The sequence below is a fragment of the Rhodococcus sp. SJ-2 genome, assembly GCF_053750035.1.
The window spans coordinates 5,499,074-5,514,703 of the sequence record NZ_CM132340.1 but is presented as its reverse complement, the minus strand read 5'-3'; the positions used below and the strand labels follow the sequence as shown (position 1 = coordinate 5,514,703).

General features: G+C 65.4%; 19 protein-coding genes and 1 other RNA gene. 14 read left to right on the top strand and 6 right to left on the bottom strand.

The genetic code is table 11. The features are described 5' to 3' along the window. Positions 1-80: 80 nt before the first annotated feature. The 8 genes from ACSYG9_RS25740 (at position 81) to ACSYG9_RS25705 (ending at position 5,133) form a co-directional block, all read left to right on the top strand. The gene (locus ACSYG9_RS25740) at positions 81-404 is read left to right on the top strand and encodes a hypothetical protein (protein WP_454840439.1); all 324 of its coding nucleotides are present in this window, start codon (positions 81-83) and stop codon (positions 402-404) included. Then, entirely contained in the window at positions 401-2,476 is a 2,076-nt protein-coding gene (locus ACSYG9_RS25735) for an AAA family ATPase (RefSeq protein ID WP_454840437.1), read from the top strand. The genes ACSYG9_RS25740 and ACSYG9_RS25735 overlap by 4 nt, the downstream gene beginning before the upstream one ends. After that, the gene (locus tag ACSYG9_RS25730) at positions 2,473-2,760 is read left to right on the top strand and encodes a WhiB family transcriptional regulator (RefSeq protein WP_454840436.1); all 288 of its coding nucleotides are present in this window, start codon (positions 2,473-2,475) and stop codon (positions 2,758-2,760) included. The genes ACSYG9_RS25735 and ACSYG9_RS25730 overlap by 4 nt, the downstream gene beginning before the upstream one ends. Further along, positions 2,757-2,936 (top strand): hypothetical protein, encoded by a 180-nt coding sequence (locus ACSYG9_RS25725; RefSeq protein ID WP_454840434.1) that lies wholly within the window; start codon positions 2,757-2,759, stop codon positions 2,934-2,936. The genes ACSYG9_RS25730 and ACSYG9_RS25725 overlap by 4 nt, the downstream gene beginning before the upstream one ends. Continuing rightward, complete coding sequence (locus tag ACSYG9_RS25720) at positions 2,929-3,267, top strand: hypothetical protein (protein ID WP_454840432.1); 339 nt, start codon at positions 2,929-2,931, stop codon at positions 3,265-3,267. The genes ACSYG9_RS25725 and ACSYG9_RS25720 overlap by 8 nt, the downstream gene beginning before the upstream one ends. Next, positions 3,264-3,713, top strand: a complete 450-nt coding sequence (locus ACSYG9_RS25715) for a hypothetical protein (protein ID WP_454840430.1) — start codon at positions 3,264-3,266, stop codon at positions 3,711-3,713. The genes ACSYG9_RS25720 and ACSYG9_RS25715 overlap by 4 nt, the downstream gene beginning before the upstream one ends. Positions 3,714-3,866: 153 nt before the next feature. Then, the gene (locus ACSYG9_RS25710) at positions 3,867-4,715 is read left to right on the top strand and encodes a phage major capsid protein (RefSeq protein ID WP_454840429.1); all 849 of its coding nucleotides are present in this window, start codon (positions 3,867-3,869) and stop codon (positions 4,713-4,715) included. Between the two features lie 10 nt (positions 4,716-4,725). Beyond that, complete coding sequence (locus tag ACSYG9_RS25705; protein WP_454840428.1) at positions 4,726-5,133, top strand: hypothetical protein; 408 nt, start codon at positions 4,726-4,728, stop codon at positions 5,131-5,133. Between the two features lie 544 nt (positions 5,134-5,677). Here the strand turns inward: ACSYG9_RS25705 and ACSYG9_RS25700 are convergent. Beyond that, entirely contained in the window at positions 5,678-6,538 is an 861-nt protein-coding gene (locus ACSYG9_RS25700; RefSeq protein ID WP_440125106.1) for an ABC transporter permease, read from the bottom strand. Further along, positions 6,535-7,500 (bottom strand): ATP-binding cassette domain-containing protein, encoded by a 966-nt coding sequence (locus tag ACSYG9_RS25695; protein ID WP_454840426.1) that lies wholly within the window; start codon positions 7,498-7,500, stop codon positions 6,535-6,537. The genes ACSYG9_RS25700 and ACSYG9_RS25695 overlap by 4 nt, the downstream gene beginning before the upstream one ends. 107 nt (positions 7,501-7,607) lie before the next feature. Between ACSYG9_RS25695 and ACSYG9_RS25690 the strand changes: the two genes are divergently transcribed. Then, the gene (locus ACSYG9_RS25690; RefSeq protein ID WP_440125104.1) at positions 7,608-8,342 is read left to right on the top strand and encodes a TetR/AcrR family transcriptional regulator C-terminal domain-containing protein; all 735 of its coding nucleotides are present in this window, start codon (positions 7,608-7,610) and stop codon (positions 8,340-8,342) included. A 37-nt stretch (positions 8,343-8,379) separates the two neighbouring features. Here ACSYG9_RS25690 and ACSYG9_RS25685 read toward each other — a convergent pair whose 3' ends face one another. The 3 genes from ACSYG9_RS25685 to ACSYG9_RS25675 all read right to left on the bottom strand — a co-directional run bounded on the left by ACSYG9_RS25685 (position 8,380) and on the right by ACSYG9_RS25675 (position 10,559). Then, positions 8,380-8,754, bottom strand: a complete 375-nt coding sequence (locus ACSYG9_RS25685; protein ID WP_440127813.1) for a DUF5655 domain-containing protein — start codon at positions 8,752-8,754, stop codon at positions 8,380-8,382. 53 nt (positions 8,755-8,807) lie between these two features. Further along, on the bottom strand, positions 8,808-9,692 hold the full coding sequence (locus ACSYG9_RS25680) for an SURF1 family cytochrome oxidase biogenesis protein (RefSeq protein ID WP_454840424.1): 885 nt from the start codon (positions 9,690-9,692) through the stop codon (positions 8,808-8,810). Positions 9,693-9,860: 168 nt separating this feature from the next. Further along, positions 9,861-10,559, bottom strand: coding sequence for an HAD hydrolase-like protein (locus tag ACSYG9_RS25675; protein ID WP_440125102.1), 699 nt, complete (start codon positions 10,557-10,559; stop codon positions 9,861-9,863). A gap of 93 nt (positions 10,560-10,652) precedes the next feature. Here ACSYG9_RS25675 and ACSYG9_RS25670 point away from each other — a divergent pair, with 93 nt between their 5' ends. From ACSYG9_RS25670 to ACSYG9_RS25655, 4 genes are all read left to right on the top strand, one after another. Beyond that, complete coding sequence (locus tag ACSYG9_RS25670) at positions 10,653-11,792, top strand: Nif3-like dinuclear metal center hexameric protein (RefSeq protein WP_440125101.1); 1,140 nt, start codon at positions 10,653-10,655, stop codon at positions 11,790-11,792. A gap of 92 nt (positions 11,793-11,884) precedes the next feature. Further along, positions 11,885-12,622 (top strand): zinc ribbon domain-containing protein, encoded by a 738-nt coding sequence (locus ACSYG9_RS25665; RefSeq protein ID WP_440125100.1) that lies wholly within the window; start codon positions 11,885-11,887, stop codon positions 12,620-12,622. Then, positions 12,580-13,698 (top strand): bifunctional RNase H/acid phosphatase, encoded by a 1,119-nt coding sequence (locus tag ACSYG9_RS25660; protein WP_454840422.1) that lies wholly within the window; start codon positions 12,580-12,582, stop codon positions 13,696-13,698. The genes ACSYG9_RS25665 and ACSYG9_RS25660 overlap by 43 nt, the downstream gene beginning before the upstream one ends. 257 nt (positions 13,699-13,955) lie before the next feature. After that, on the top strand, positions 13,956-14,471 hold the full coding sequence (locus ACSYG9_RS25655; protein ID WP_440125098.1) for a hypothetical protein: 516 nt from the start codon (positions 13,956-13,958) through the stop codon (positions 14,469-14,471). Positions 14,472-14,478: 7 nt separating this feature from the next. Here the strand turns inward: ACSYG9_RS25655 and ACSYG9_RS25650 are convergent, their stop codons facing one another. Beyond that, the gene (locus ACSYG9_RS25650) at positions 14,479-15,000 is read right to left on the bottom strand and encodes a DUF1697 domain-containing protein (protein WP_440125097.1); all 522 of its coding nucleotides are present in this window, start codon (positions 14,998-15,000) and stop codon (positions 14,479-14,481) included. Positions 15,001-15,057: 57 nt separating this feature from the next. On the opposite strand from ACSYG9_RS25650, the gene rnpB reads away from it, so the two are divergent. Continuing rightward, positions 15,058-15,478: RNase P RNA component class A (gene rnpB / locus ACSYG9_RS25645), an RNA gene on the top strand. Positions 15,479-15,630: the final 152 nt, after the last annotated feature.

The following is a 15,630-nucleotide window of genomic DNA, read 5'->3' as shown; positions in this document are numbered from 1 at the left end:
GCACGGAACCCCCGTTGAACCGCAGGGCCGGGAGCTCGACCAAAAGCTCCCGGCCCACCCAGAGAAAGGACGCAGCAGCAATGCGTCGCAACAACAAGAGTATCCCGACAGGCACCGACAAGGCACTCGCCGGCGCCCACTCCGACCTCCTCACCCTCGCGCAACAGTGGGTCTCCCACCTGCCCGTCGGAGCGACATTCACCGCAGCGCAGATGTCGCTGTACCTGCCGCCATACGCGGACGACAAGCCTTGCCGCCGTGGCGCGCTCGTGCGGGAACTGCAGCGTCGCGGCTACATCGAGTTCGCCGGGTATGGGCCACGTGCCGCAGACGACGATTGGGATGCACCAGCGCGCATATGGCGACGTACAAATGCCCAGGTCGACGAGCGGGGAGCAGCATGACCCAAACCGCTTATGAACGTCTTCTCGACCGCCTCGCCGATGCAGGCAAGCTCGTTCGCCCCCGCGGTGACGGGCAGGCTGTCGCTCAATGCCCCGCCCACGATGACAACAACCCTTCGCTGTCGCTGACACGCATCGAAGGCAGTGTGCTGGTCAACTGCCACGCTGGATGCGACACGGCGAGTGTGATGGATTCACTCGGCCTGCATCACCGCGATGTATTCGACGACCCGTCCGGGACGAGTTACACCTACCGCGACGGCCGCACCGTCTTCCGTACCTACACAGATGATGGCAAGAAGAAGTTCCGCCAGTCCGGCAACACGAAGGGCCGCGACCTGTACCGCGTCGAGAAGCTGGACCAGGTCGCGACCGGCGCCCCGGTCTACATCGTCGAGGGTGAGAAGGACGTGCACGCCATCGAGTCCATCGGTGGTGTCGCGGTCTGCTCCGCAATGGGCGCAGGAAAGGCCAGCCTCTTCGACTGGTCCCCTCTGGCTGGCCACACGGTGGTGATCGTCGCCGACAACGACGAGCCCGGACGTAAGCACGCGCTGCAGGTGCACGAACTGGTCGATCCGATCGCTGCAGGTGCGGTCATTGCGACCGCGACTGTGGGAAAGGACGCCGCTGACCATATCGCCGCAGGGCACGGACTCGATGAACTCGAGCTCGTCGACCTCGGTGGGCAGGCAGGCCGACGACTGAAGGTCACCCGTGGCGCGGACGTGAAGATGCAGCGGGTCCGCTGGGTCATGGAGGACTGGATCCCGGCCGGATCACTCACCCTGTTGGCCGGCCGAGAAGGTCTCGGTAAGTCGACGATCGCCGCGGAGATCTGCGCCCAGGTCACCCGGGGCAAGCTCGAAGGGGAGTTGCACGGCACCCCTCAGAACGTTCTGTACGTCCACTCCGAGGACTCGCGGGAGTTCACAGTCGCGCCACGATTAAAGGCGGCAGGGGCCGACATGGACCGCGTCCTGTTCGTTGACGTGGAGACCTCCCACACCGACACCGGAACGCTGATCCTTCCGCTCGACACGCTGGCACTCGAGAAGGTCATCGCACAGCACAACGTCGCGTTCGTCGTCCTCGATGCAGCAACGTCGTCGATGTCATCCGAGCTGTCCGGTAAGGACGACCGCGCGGTGCGGCAGTACCTCGAACCACTGTCTCAGCTCGCCTCACGGCAAGGGTGCGTCGTGTTCGGTCTGTGCCACTTCGGGAAGCGGGACGGGGCCGACACCGGAAAGCTCATCCTCGGGTCGATTGCGTGGTCTCAGGTCGCCCGGTCGGTGCTCTCGGTTGCCAAGGACGAAGAGGACGACAATCTCGTCGTCACGAACACGAAGGGCAACCTCGCACCTCGCACCCGGTCGATGAAGGCCGAGATCGTCTCGACGAGCATTACGACCGAGGACGGGCCCGCAGAAGTCGGTGTACTGAAGTGGCTAGGGGAGACCGATAGGGATGCTCGGGAGCTTCTCGCGGAGCCGGACGGTACCGACCGCGAGGATCGCAGCGAGGCCGCCGCGTGGCTTGAGGACTACCTCACCGAAAACGGGCGCACCGCCGCCAAGGACGTGAAGGCGGACGCACGAAAAGCCGGCCTCTCGGAGCCCACGATCAAACGAGCCGCGAAGTCGCTCGGTGTCGTTTACGAGATGGCAGGCTTCCCGCGGACGTCGCTCTGGTCGCTGCCGATGCAGTCGGATCAGTGGGATCAGTCGGGCCTTACACGTGAGCCGACTGAGCCGACTGAGCCAACTGGGGCTGACCAGGGGAAACGCTGTGAGCCGACTGGGGCAGAAACACAGTCGGCTCACGCTCCCGTGAATGAGCCCACTGCTGATCCGACTGCAGAACGGCACCTCACGATCGTCGACTCCGGTCCGCCGGCGTGCCCCGTCTGCGGCACCCCACACGGCGACAAGACAGCCCAGCCGCACCGGATCTGTGCGGCATGCATCACCGATCAGGGATACCCGAAGGAGTGCCGAAAGTGCGGTGGTCCACTGCCACCGAAGTTCGGTTTCGCCCTCCACCACAGCTGCCTACAGGAGTCCGCATGACCCGCCGCAAGTTGCCCGTGATCCCCGACTTGTTCGCCGGTCTTGTTGACCCACGACTCGAGGGTGCACGCTGCGCCGGCCACAGCCCTCTATGGGATGCCGAACTCGACGACGAGCATCCCGAGCACCGATCGTCACGCCTCGCCTGGGCCGCGAACCAATGCCGCCAATGTCCCGTGCAAGCGGCCTGCAGAGTCGCCGCCGTCGAACAAGACCACCCCCGCGGAGTCTGGGCCGCCGTCGCATACGGCGTCGACGGCCGATCGAAGGTAGGTGCCACATGAAACGCGCAGCGATCAACACCGTCGACGTCCGCACCGAGATCTACGACTCGCGCCTCTCGCTGTACCTCGGCCGCGACAACTACGTCATGACCGCCACCGAGGCATACCGAGTCGCGAACATCCTCGTCGACGCCGCAGAACAACTCACCGCACGACAGGAGACCACCGATGCATGACGACGACCGCGACGAACTTGCGTGGCTACGAGACGCTCTCGACCGCGCCCCTAACCCACCACCCGACATCGTCCCCGCAGCCGGACCCACCCGCGAATCGTGGCTGAAGATGAACGACGCCGTCGGCACATGGACGGAAGTCCGCACACCCGGCGAGATCATCCTCGACGCCGACGGTGTCCCGATCGGCATGACCGCAGGGGAGACCAACACCGTCTACTTCGGCGGTGCCACCGTCACCCCCGCTCAACTCGAGGCAGTAGGCCTCACCCCCGACGACGTACCCAACCTGAACGTCGTCGACCCACCCCGAAGGAAGGACCAGAAATGACCGAACAGCAGACCGACCAGACCACCGACGTTCCCGACGACACCACCGAGGACACGCCCATCGCGGACGTGACCCCCGAAGTCGAGACCGACGACACCGAACTCGACGAAGGCAAAGAAGCCGCCAAGTACAGGCGCCGGCTGCGGGACACCGAGAAGGAACGCGACGCCCTGATCGGACAGGTCGATGCTCTCCGCCGCGCCGCCATCGACAAGGAAGTGAAAGGCACACACCGAGTTGCCCCCGAAGGTTTCTGGGCATCCGGCATCACCGTCGACCAGCTCCTCGACGACGACGGCAACATCGACACCGAGAAGATCCGCGCGGCAGTCAAAGACGCTGTGACCCGTCTCGGCCTTACTCAGACCCGCCGCGGCTACGTCCGCGGCGAAGGTGCAAACCCCCACCCGAAAGAGACCAGCAACTGGGTCGGGGCTTTCAAGTAACATGTGAATCGAACGCAGGAACCGGAGCCAGGTGCTCCGACCAGCGGTCACGTTGCCCCTGTGGGGCCCTCACGGAACGGCCAGCGGCCGCCGGAGCGAACATCATTCGCCTGGCGGCCGTTGTGCTGCCGATCCACAGAAGGAGCCCCCATCATGGCTACCGAAACCACATCCACCTCCGCGAAGGCATGGAGCCCGGACGTCACCGCGTTCGCAGCCGCCGACGTCATCCCCGACGCTCTCGTCCTCACCGCCTCCACAGTCGCCGGTGTCGTCGAAGGAGACGCACCCGCCGTCCGCGTCGCCTACATCGACGACGACGAAGCCGCCTTCGTTCCAGAAGGCAATGAGATCCCCGAGGGCAACCCCGAACTGAACGAAGTCCTCGTCTTCACCGGCAAGGTCGCCCAGCTCGTGCGCCTCTCCCGTGAGCAGTACGGGCAGGACAACGTCGCCCAGCAGCTCGCCTCCTCCGTCGCCCGCGCCGTCACGAAGAAGGCCAACGAGGCGTTCCTCGTCCAGGCTGCACCCGTCAGCCCCGCGGTCACACCACCCGCTGGCCTGCTCAACGTGACCGGCATCGAATCCGGTGGTGCAGTAGCCGACGACCTCGACGGACTCGTCGACCTCATCGCCACACTCGAAGGCAACGGGGCCACCCCCTCCCATATCCTCCTGGCCCCCGACGCGTGGGCCAGCCTGAGGAAGTTCAAGACCGGCACCGGCTCAGCACAGTCCCTGCTCGGCGCGGGCAGTACCGATGCAGTGCGCTCCCTGCTGGACCTCCCGGTGATCACGACCTCGGCGCTCACCGCAGGGACAGGACTCGTCGTCGACAAGAGCGCCATCGTCTCGGCAGTCGGGCCCGTTAACATCGCCACCAGTGACGACGTGTACTTCTCGTCCGACAGTGTCGGTGTACGCGCAACCTTCCGATTCGGAGCCAACGTCGTAAGGCCCGACCGCATCGGCAGCTTCACCGTCACCGCACCGGCAGCGTAAGGACACGACCATGACCGTCAGCATCACCCTCGACGACCTCCGACCGTTCACCCCGACCATTGACGAGGCCAAAGCGCTCGCGATGATCGACGACGCTCTGGCGCTGGCGGTCGTGGTCGCACCCTGCATCCTCGACGACACCTTCGAACACCCAGGAGCAGCGAAAGCCATCCTCCGCGGCGCCATCCTCCGCTGGAACGACGCCGGCAACGGAGCAATCGTCTCCCAGGCTGCAGGCCCGTTCTCCCAAACCGTCGACACCTCCCAACCCCGACGCGGCCTCTTCTGGCCCTCCGAGATCAAACAACTGCAGGAACTCTGCAGCAACGGCAAGTCGGGTGCGTTCGCGATCGACACCCTGCCTGAATGGAATCGACCTACCGTGCACCCATTCCTCACCGACACCGAGAGCTGGTGACCCAGGGGGAGGGGAACCAGCCACAGGCCAAGTCGCTTCCTCCGGCCTTCGCAGCCGCTCCCCCTTCCGTTTTTCCACCACCGCCCTGAGGGGGTGGGGGGGTCCGCAGAGAGATCGCCGTGTAGGCCGGAGGAAGCAAATGTCGTGGTCTTGGTTCACCCGCCCCTGGGTCGGGCCGGAGAATCGTTCTGAGGGCGCCACAGGATCGACGCTGACGGCCGTTCGTCGGGTCGGTGGGTGGTTGGGTAGGGCGGTTCACCTTGGACCTCTCTACCGTGGACACCGTTTGGACACACCTTGACGAAAAACGGTGTGATTTCGGGTGACGTCCGGATGTATGTATCTGCAGGTCAAGGCGATATCGACCCTCTGACCTGCAGCATGCAACGCGTTTACACACCAGCGGTCGGGGGTTCGAAACCCTCCGCGCCCACCAGTGTCAATACAGGGGAAGGGCACCATCCGGGAAACCGGGAGGTGCCCTCCCTGCATTCGTGGACACATTTCGGATGCACTCTTCGCAAAGGCCACGCTCGTCGGTGGCCTACCTGCTCAGCGCCTTGAACTGGCGGACCGCCAACGGCCCGAAGATCAACATGATCACCACAGGCCAGATGATGGCCGCAGGCAGAGCGTGGCCGTCGATCCAATAGGCCGGCTCCCTGTAGTCGATACCCGGGGTCTGGAACAGCTCGCGGATCGCCGTCGCCGTCGACGAAACCGGATTCCACGCCGCGATCGCGCCCAGCCAGCCGGGCATCATTTCCGGCGGGGTGAAGACCGATGAGATGAAACCCAGGGGGAATGCCACTGCGAAGAGCATTCCGGCGGTTTCGGTATTGGTGATGCAGAGCCCCAGGAAGATGCCCACGAGTATCAGAGCCAGCCTCAGCCAGAGGAGCAGAGCGAAGGCCAGCAACGTTGCGCCGAGACCGCCGCCCGATCGCCAGCCGATCAGCAAAGCGACTCCGGCGATGACCACCAGGTCCAGCGCCGCTCGGATGACATCGGATAGTGCACGCCCGGTCACCGGGGCGGAAGGGGACATCGGCATCGATCGGAATCGATCCATGAATCCCTTCTCTTTGTTGTGGGTGACTGCATAGGCGGTGTCCATGAACCCCAGTGCCATCGTCATGGCGAACATTCCGGGCATGGCGAAATCCACGTAGCCTTCGCCGGCGCCTTGGCCGGTGACGTCCATCGCCGACCCGAAGACGTAGACGAACATCAGCACCATCACCACGGGGAAGCCGATCTGCCAGGCGAACGTGCTGGGCTGGCGGACCAGGTGAGTGAATTCTTGGAGCACGATGGTCCAGCAGTCGCGTGCGGCCCAGATCAGACGTGAACCGGAGGTTTCCGGAGCTGCGGTTTCGGTGAGCGCGGGTGTCGAAGTGGTCATCGCGTCTCCTCGAGGGTGCTGTTCGTAGCGGAGGTCAGGTACAGAAATGCCTCGTCGAGAGTCGGGCGGCGCAGTCCGATGTCGGCGATGTCGATGTCTTCGACCTGGATGGCGGCAGCCACTGATGTCAGCGCTGCTACGCCGTCCGGCACGGGGATGCTCAGGCGCGCCTCGGCCTCCTCCACGTCCGGCTCGGCGTCGAGGACACGGACGACGACCGTGGCGGCTCTGGCCAGTTCGATCGGGTCGTGGGCGACCAGCTCCAGCCTTTCGTCCCCGATCCGCCGTTTCAGCGCGGCGGGTGTGTCCTCGATGAAGTTCCGGCCCCGATCGATCACGCTGATCCGGTCGCACAGCTTGTCGGCCTCATCCAGATAGTGGGTGGTCAGCAGCACGGTCGTGCCCGCGTCCGCCAGGTTCCGCACTGCCTCCCACACCTCCCGGCGTCCCGCGGGGTCGAGGCCGGTGGTCGGTTCGTCGAGGAACAGGACCTGGGGTGCCAGGATCATCGAGGCTGCGAGGTCGAGTCGGCGGCGCATGCCACCGGAGAACTTCTTGGGGGATCGGCCGGCGGCGTCTGTGAGCCCGAAGATCTCCAGCAGTTCGTCGGCGCGGCGCTGAGCGTCCGTCTTGCCGAGCCGGAAAAGTCTGCCGAACATGGTGAGGTTCTGGCGCGCCGTCATCAGGTCGTCCACGGCGGTCTGCTGGCCTGTCAACCCGATTCTGCGGCGGACTTCACGGGGCTGGTTCGCTACGTCGAACCCTGCCACGCTGGCGGCACCGCCGTCGGGGTCGGTCAGAGTGGCCAGGATTCGCACCGCCGTGGTCTTGCCCGCGCCATTGGGTCCGAGTAGACCGTGGACGGTTCCACGGGGTACGAGGAGGTCGACTCCATCGAGCGCGACCTTGTCTTTGTATCGCTTGATCAGGCCGGTGGCCTCGACGGCCGGTCCTGAACTCATCTCCGCATCTCCCCTCGTTGTTGCGTACGGAGTACGCCGTGCGATGCACGCAGCACGATAGCGTACGGTGTGCGCAGTAGGCAAGGTATTCAACGCTAGGAGCGTTCATGACCGATAGGAATCCACTGGCCAGGAGCCTCCAACTGTTGTGGCAAGGCCTTCCTGAGCGGACGAAGGGTCCGAAGTCCAAGCTCACGCTGCGGCAGATCGTCACCGCAGGCATCGAACTCGCGGATACCGACGGGATCGACGCGCTGTCGATGCGGAACCTGGCACAGAAGCTCGGCGTGGGCACCATGTCGCTGTATCGCTACGTGCCCGCGAAGGCGGAACTGCTGGACCTCATGCTCGATGCAGTGGTCGGTCCTTCGCAAGCGAGGAGGGCTGCCGCTGAGCAGGGGTGGCGGAAGTTCTTGGCCACAACCGCCCGCGAGGCACGAAAGCTCTACATCACTCACCCGTGGGCGCTCCAAGCGAACTGGAGCCGGCCGGTATTGGGACCCAACAGTGTCGCGGACCTGAACCTGTTCTTGGCCGGAGTGAAGGACTTGTCCTCGAGTGACCAGGAGAAGATGAATCTTGCGACGGCGATCGACTCCTACGTCACTGGCACCGTGCGGCAGGAACTCCTATGGCTCAACGCCTCGTCGGAGTCGGGAATGTCGGACGACGAGTTCTGGACCTACCAGCTCCCCACTTTGAACCGAGTGATGAGTTCGGGACGATTCCCGGCAATGGCAGAGCTCTCCGAGAACGCGTTCGATTCCACCTGGGAGGAGAACTTCGAATTCGGGCTCGCATTGATCCTGGACGGACTCGAGAGGCGGCTGGGGCACCCGTAACAGCGGAGGATGTCGCCAGGCACGCAGATCTCCCGACCTACCCGGAGATTGTCGAGGCAGTGTGGTACGCCTCTGCCAGCAGTGCGCAGAACCCGTCGTCCAAGTCGTCTGCCGACGAGAGACTCAAGCGATGGGTGGTGACAGGGCCCGTCGTGGGGTACGCCTCGCGCAACGTCGGGTGGTGGACGCGCCGCGAGAGATCCAGCGCCACTTCGAGGCGTGTGGCGTACAGGAATGCCGCAGCGAATCCTCTCGGCTTCGTCGAGGACGCCCGAGCCCACGAGATCTCCGAGGTGTGCACCGTCTCCTCGACGTCGTCGCCGAGTGCGAGGACGAGGGCGCGGAACTTCCGGAACGCGTCGACGGCCGCGGGGTCCTTGTCGGCCAGGTAGTCGTCGACGGTCGAATACATCGGGAACTCCTCGTTCGGTGAAACACCGGGCAGAGACGTGTCGTAGTGCGTGGTCACCTGTGTCCGCCATAGCGGTCGGCCAGCTTGTCGCTGGTGGTACGAGATGTCGAGGTGGAACGTACTGAACCGGAACGCACGATCGTAGCCTCGTTCGAGGTGGGCTTCGGCTCGGACGGGATGACCTCATCGGAGTTGCGCGCCTTGGCTTTGCGGCGTTCCCGAATCTCGGCCCAGACGAAGTATGCGAGCCCGAGTGGTGCCATGATGCCGAATGCGAGCCACTGCAATCCGTAGGACAGGTATGGGCCGGCATCGAGCTGAGGCAGTGCCTTCGCCTCGAGGACACCGGGCTGCTCCGGATCGAGCTGAAGGTAGCCGTCCGCGAGATCGAGTCCGGAAGCCTCGGCGATCTGGCCGGAGTCGATGAAGTAAACCTGCAGATACCCGGCGTCGGTGAACGGCTCCTTACCTTCGACCGTGCCCTCCGACATGCGGATTCTGGCTTCGAGAGTGACCGGCCCGGTCGGAGCAGCGAGAATCTCGGGCACCGCAGTGCCCTCGACCGGACGCACATAGCCGCGGTCGACGAGGATGGTGTTTCCGTTGTCGAGTACGAACGGAGTGAGCACCTCGTAGGCGGGCTTCGACTCGGTGCTCCGTAGCCGCACCAGGACATCCGAATCCGGAAGATAGCTGCCGTCGGCGATCACTCGCCGCCATTCTGTGTCGGTCGTCGCGCCACCATCGCCGAACAGGTCGTCCACGGGGAGCGGGTCCTGCGACACGGACTCCGCGATGCGGTCGTTGCGCTCTTCGGTGCTCGTGTTCTTGCCGAGCTGCCACGGCGCCAGCACGGTGAAGCATGCGTAGGCGAAGCCCACCACTACCAGAGCGAGGACCAGCCAGCTCGGGCGGAGGAGAAATGACAGTCGGCGCACACGTCCACGGTAGACCGTGATGCGTATCTCACTGCTGTCGCACCCGGTCGAGCAGGCCCGGTGCGCAGACTTCGATCCCATCCCGTACCTGCTCGAATGCGTCCCGTCCGCCCGTAATACGGGTCGGGAGCCGAGTCGCCGTCGGAGCCGTCGCTTGCTTCCGCTGGGTCATCGCCCGCCGGTCAGGAGACGCTGGAGTTCAACCACGGCGGTGACTGTCCTCGCTGCGACGGCACCCTCGGCCCCGGTGCCGTAGCCCCACTCGACGAAGAGGGTGGGAATACCGAACCGGCCGGCTCCGTGGATGTCGTGTTCGCGGTCGCCGACCATCACGACATCGGACGTACCGCCGTGCGCGGCGTCGACGACCTCGATGCCGAGCGCGGCGAGGCTGTGCGCGACGACGTCGGCCTTCGCGCGCCGGACGCCGTCCTCGCTCGCTCCTCCGATGAACTCGAAATGATCCGCGATCCCGAAATGCTCGAGAATCCGCACAGCGGCGGACTCGTTCTTCGATGTCGCCACGGCGAGGCGACTGCCGGTATCGCGGACGGCGGCGAGCATCGTGCCGACGCCGTCGAACAGGGCATTTTCGGACCAACCTGTATCCATGTAGTACTCACGGTATGCCGTCAACCCACGCTCGACCTCGTCGTCGCCGAGGCCGAAAGAGCGCAACGTGTCGCGCATCGGAGGGCCGAGGAGCCACTCGAGGTTGCCGTCGGGCACGCCGAAACCGACGGCTGCGGCTGCATGGAGGAAACCGTTGATCACGCCCCTCGCGGAATCGGTCAGGGTGCCGTCGAGATCGAACAGGACGACCGGGGCAGGCAGTGTCAGCGGGTGCGGATCGACGAGAAGAGTCACCCGGACATTGTCCCCGGTCGTCGGAGAACCTCAGCGTAGGGTCGTCGGCGGAGATCGGAACTGTGAGGAGCACGACCGAGTGCAGGAGGATTCGTGACGGCCACGCTTCGTGAGGTGATCAAGGTGCTCGACACGGCGTATCCGCCGTCGTTGGCGGAATCGTGGGACTCGGTGGGTCTGGTCGCGGGCGATCCCGACGACCCGGTAAGCAAGGTGCTACTCGCCGTCGACGCTACCGCCGCCGTCGTCGATCAAGCTCTCGAATGGGGCGCCGACCTTCTGCTCGTGCACCATCCGCTGTTGCTCCGCGGCGTCGACACCGTCGGCGCGCACACACCCAAAGGAGCGCTCATCCACCGGTTGATACGGGGCGGCTGCGCACTGTTCACCGCACACACCAACGCTGACCGCGCCGACCCGGGCGTATCCGACGCGTTGGCGAACGCGCTCGGACTGACCGATTTGAGGCCGATCGAGCCGAAGCCGGAACCGGCCACCGACAAGTGGGTGGTGATGGTACCCGCCGAGGCATCCGCCACCGTGCGTGACGCGTTGTTCGAGGCCGGTGCCGGCGCCCTGGGCAACTACCGGCAGTGCTGCTGGACGACGTCGGGGACCGGCCAGTTCCGTCCTGTCGACGGCGCCGATCCGGCGATCGGGGCGGTCGGTGAACTCGAGCAGGTCGCCGAGGACCGCATCGAGGTGATCGCCCCTCGTCGAGCCCGCCCCGCGGTGCTGGCGGCGCTGCGCAGCGCCCACCCGTATGAGGAGCCCGCGTTCGACGTGTTCGAGCTCGCCGAACTGCCGAGCAACCGGGGTCTCGGTCGGGTGGGGGAGTTGCCTCGGACTCAGACACTGCGCGAGTTCACCGAGGCGGTCGCTGCGGTGCTTCCACCCACCGAGTGGGGTGTACGCGGCGCGGGCGATCCCGAACGTCCGATCCGGACGGTGGCAGTGTGCGGCGGATCCGGCGACTCGTTCCTCGCACGTGTTTCTGCCCTTGGTGTCGATGCATATGTGACGGCCGACCTGAGACATCACCCCGTAGACGAGCACTTGCGAACCGGTGGTCCCGCTCTTGTCGACGTCGCACACTGGGCCAGTGAGCAGCCGTGGTGCGCGCAAGCGAGTGCGATCCTCGACGAAGCATTCGGTGATCACGACGGGTGGTGCTCCCGCGTCACCGACCTGCGCACCGACCCCTGGACGACAGCAGCCCGCGCGGTACGGTAATCAGCTACGAGACCGTCGTCGCGGTCCGGCCGCGACCAGTGCCGTCGTACGGCCACTTCCGAGTCGAGAACCCGAAAGCAGGAACCACCCGAGTGAACGTCGAACCCGCAGTGCAGGCAAGGCTCCTTTCCATCGCCTCAGTGGACAACGAGCTCAACCGTCTCGCGCACCGTCGCCGCACCCTGCCGGAACAGCAGGAAGTGGATCGGCTCCAGGCCGAGCGGGCGTCCCGGAAGGACGCGGCCGTTGCCGTCGAGATCGTGATCGACGACCTCGACCGTGACATCCGCAAGGTCGAAGGCGAGATCGAGGCCGTACGCCAGCGCGCGCAGCGCGACCGCAACCTGCTCGAAGGCGGCACCATCGGCTCGAAGCAGCTGACCGAGCTGCAGCACGAGCTCGGCAGCCTCGAACGCCGCCAGGCCGCGCTAGAGGACGACCAGCTCGAGATCATGGAACGGCGCGAGGCGTCGAAGGCCGATCATGATCACGCCGGCGCGCAAGTGTCGCAGATCGACGAGCAGCTCGGCGACGCGACACGCGCTCGGGACGAGGCTCTCGCCGACATCGAGGTGGCCGAAGACCGGTGCCGAAATGATCGCGAAACGCTGGTCGGCTCGTTGCCTGCGGAGCTGGTGGCCGTTTACGAGAAGCAGCGTGAGCGATCGGGAATCGGCGCGGCACTGCTGCAGGCCCGCCGGTGCGGCGCGTGCCGAATCGAACTGGACCGCGGCGAGATCGCCCGCATCACTGCCGCACCTGCCGACGCGGTCGTGCACTGCCCGGAATGCAACGCGATCATGGTGCGTACCAAGGAATCGGGTCTGTGAGTCGGGTCGTCGTCGAGGCCGACGGCGGTTCGCGCGGAAATCCTGGACCTGCGGGCTACGGTGCCGTCGTCTTCGACGCCGGGCACCGGGCAGTGCTGGCCGAACGCAAGGCGAGCATCGGCCGTGCCACCAACAACGTCGCGGAGTACCGAGGATTGATCGCAGGGCTGACCGCAGCGGCCGAGCTCGGTGCCGACGAAGTCGATGTGCGGATGGATTCGAAGCTGGTCGTCGAACAGATGTCGGGTCGCTGGAAGGTCAAGCATCCCGACATGATCCCGCTCGCGGCGCAGGTGCAGGCGTTGGCGTCGAAGTTCTCGCGCGTGAACTACACCTGGATACCGCGCGCGGAGAACGGATACGCCGACCGGCTCGCGAACGAAGCCATGGACGCCGCCGTGGTCCCGGCCGCGGGTACGGAGATGGTCGAGGCGCCGAAGGCGCCCGGATGGACCGGTGCGACCGGCGCTCCGACACGAATGCTGCTCCTGCGTCACGGCCAGACCCCGCTGTCGGTGGAACGCCGCTACTCGGGGCGCGGAAATCCTGAGCTCACCGAACTGGGTCGCGGCCAGGCGTCGGCGGCCGCGCACATGCTCGCGGGTCGCGGTGACATTTCCGCCGTGGTGTCGTCGCCGCTCGGGCGGGCACGTGAGACCGCTGCTGCTGCCGCCGCCGCGTTGAATCTCCCGGTGACCGTGCACGACGGTCTGATCGAGACGGACTTCGGCGAGTGGGAGGGGCTTACCTTCGCGGAAGCTGCCGAGCGCGACGTCGATGTGCACAAGAAGTGGCTCACCGACACCTCGGTGCGGCCGCCAGGGGGTGAGAGCTTCGATGACGTGCGCATCCGCATCGCGGGCGTCCGGGCAGACCTGACGGCAGAGCATCCGGGCTCGACCGTGCTCGTGGTCTCGCACGTGACACCGATCAAGACGCTGCTGCAGTTCGCGCTGGATTCCGGTCCGTCCCTGCTGTACCGCCTGCATCTGGATCTGGCGTCGTTGAGCATCGCGGAGTTCTATCCGGACGGTGGATCGTCGGTGCGCTTGGTCAACGACACGTCGTATCTGTGACGTCGTCCCGGCCCTGAAAGCCGGGGTTCTTCAGCACCAGCCCACCCGAGAGTCGAAAAGTGGCCGCGCAGGCATGTCGGGGGTGTGCCTGCGCGGCCACTCATGAGGTCTATCGGGAACCTGCTCGACTTGTTACACACTTTCCGAGAATCTTTGTCGGCGGTTCTCGGGCCCAGCGTGTGCCGACGTCGTTGTGGCAGGAAGCGGACGAATTCTGCAAAAATGTGTTCATCACGCGAGCCCCGGGAGGAACAGCGATGAGCGGATACCGGATTCACGCACATGCGCCGCATCCTGCTGCTGCGGCGTCGTTCGCTGTCGCGCCCGCGCCGGAATTCGTCGTGGATCGGCGGCCCTGGTGGAGGCGCCACCCGATTCTCACCACTTTGGGGGTGCTGTGGCTCGTCGGGTTCGCGCAGGAGGAACCCGCGGTGGCTACGGTGCTGCTCGTTCTCGTACTGGCCGTGGTCGGCGCGGGAGCCCGTCGCCGTTCCCGAGATGAGCGTCGCAGGGAGGAAGCGGCCATTGTCGCTCGCGCTGATGCGCAGCATCAGGCGTACCTCAGCGGTGATCCTCGGGGCATCTACGGATTCCCCGCCGAACCGGCACCTCTCCCAGAGCCGATTCCGTATTACCGTCCTGCCGCACAGCAGCCTTGGGCTGTGCCCTACCCTCAGCAGCAGCCGTACGCACCGCGTATGCAACCCTGGCCCGCTCATGCACATCACGGGCAGTACCGTCGATACCACCGCTGGAGCAACAACTCACGGTGACTCGACGTCACAGTAGTTTGCGCACGGTCCGAAGGTTGCGGTTGGTGGTCACCGTCTTGAATCGTGACGCGCCGATCTTCTTCCCGAAGGCGCTACCGATCGTCTCGCCCTTCACGACTTCCCAATAGACGACGCCGTCACCGACGGCGATCTGCTCGACCGCGGGATCCAAGGTGGCGCCGATGCCCGCCAGTTCGTCGAGCACCGAGTTGTCGGCGACGAACACGGCATACGCGTGTCGGCCATCGACCTCCTCGTCGAACGGGTACGCATCGACAACAGCAGACAGGTACGACTGAGGATGGACGAACACGTACGCGTCGTACACGAAGGTGTCGGAGAGCGCACGTTCGAGACGCGCTTTCAGGTCGGGAGCAGTGCCGTCCGCGTCGAACAGCACATTTCCCGAAGCGAGGACTGTCCGGACATTGCCGAAACCGAGGTCGGTGAACAGCGCGCCCAGGTCGGCCATCTTGATCCTGACCCCACCGACATTGATTCCGCGCAGCAGCGCCACAAATCGAGTCATGTCTTCCGACCGTAGTTCGCGTCGGCGGTGTTCGGCGGGCTACTCTGTTCGAGCGGATGAGTCGGCCGGGCGACCGCGGAGCAGGGAACCGGCACCGAACGGTGCCAGGCCTTGAATCGAGGAAAGTCCGGACTCCACAGAGCAGGGCGGTTGCTAACGGCAACCCGAGGTGACTCGCGGGACAGTGCCACAGAGAACAGACTGCCTGCCCTCCGGGGCAGGTGAGGGTGAAACGGTGCGGTAAGAGCGCACCAGCACCCCGGGTGACCGGGGTGGCTAGGTAAACCCCGCCCGGAGCAAGGTCGAAGGCCGCACCGCTCCCCTCGGGGAACCGGTGCGGCTGCGTAGGTGTTCGAGGGCTGCTCGCCCGAGCCTGCGGGTGGACCGCTCGAGGCACCCGGCAACGGTGTGTCCAGATGGATGGTCGTCACCCTGTTTCGACGGGGGACAGGATCCGGCTTACAGGCCGACTCGTCCGCACAGCCCGAAGTATCGCGATTTGTCGCTCACAGGGGGCCGACGACCAGCAGATGTGCCCAGTACGAGGCAGCTTCCGGCCCGATATACGGAAGAAGGGCGTCGAAGAGAATGTACGACATATGTGGCTCCTCATGGATGACGGTCTGTGAT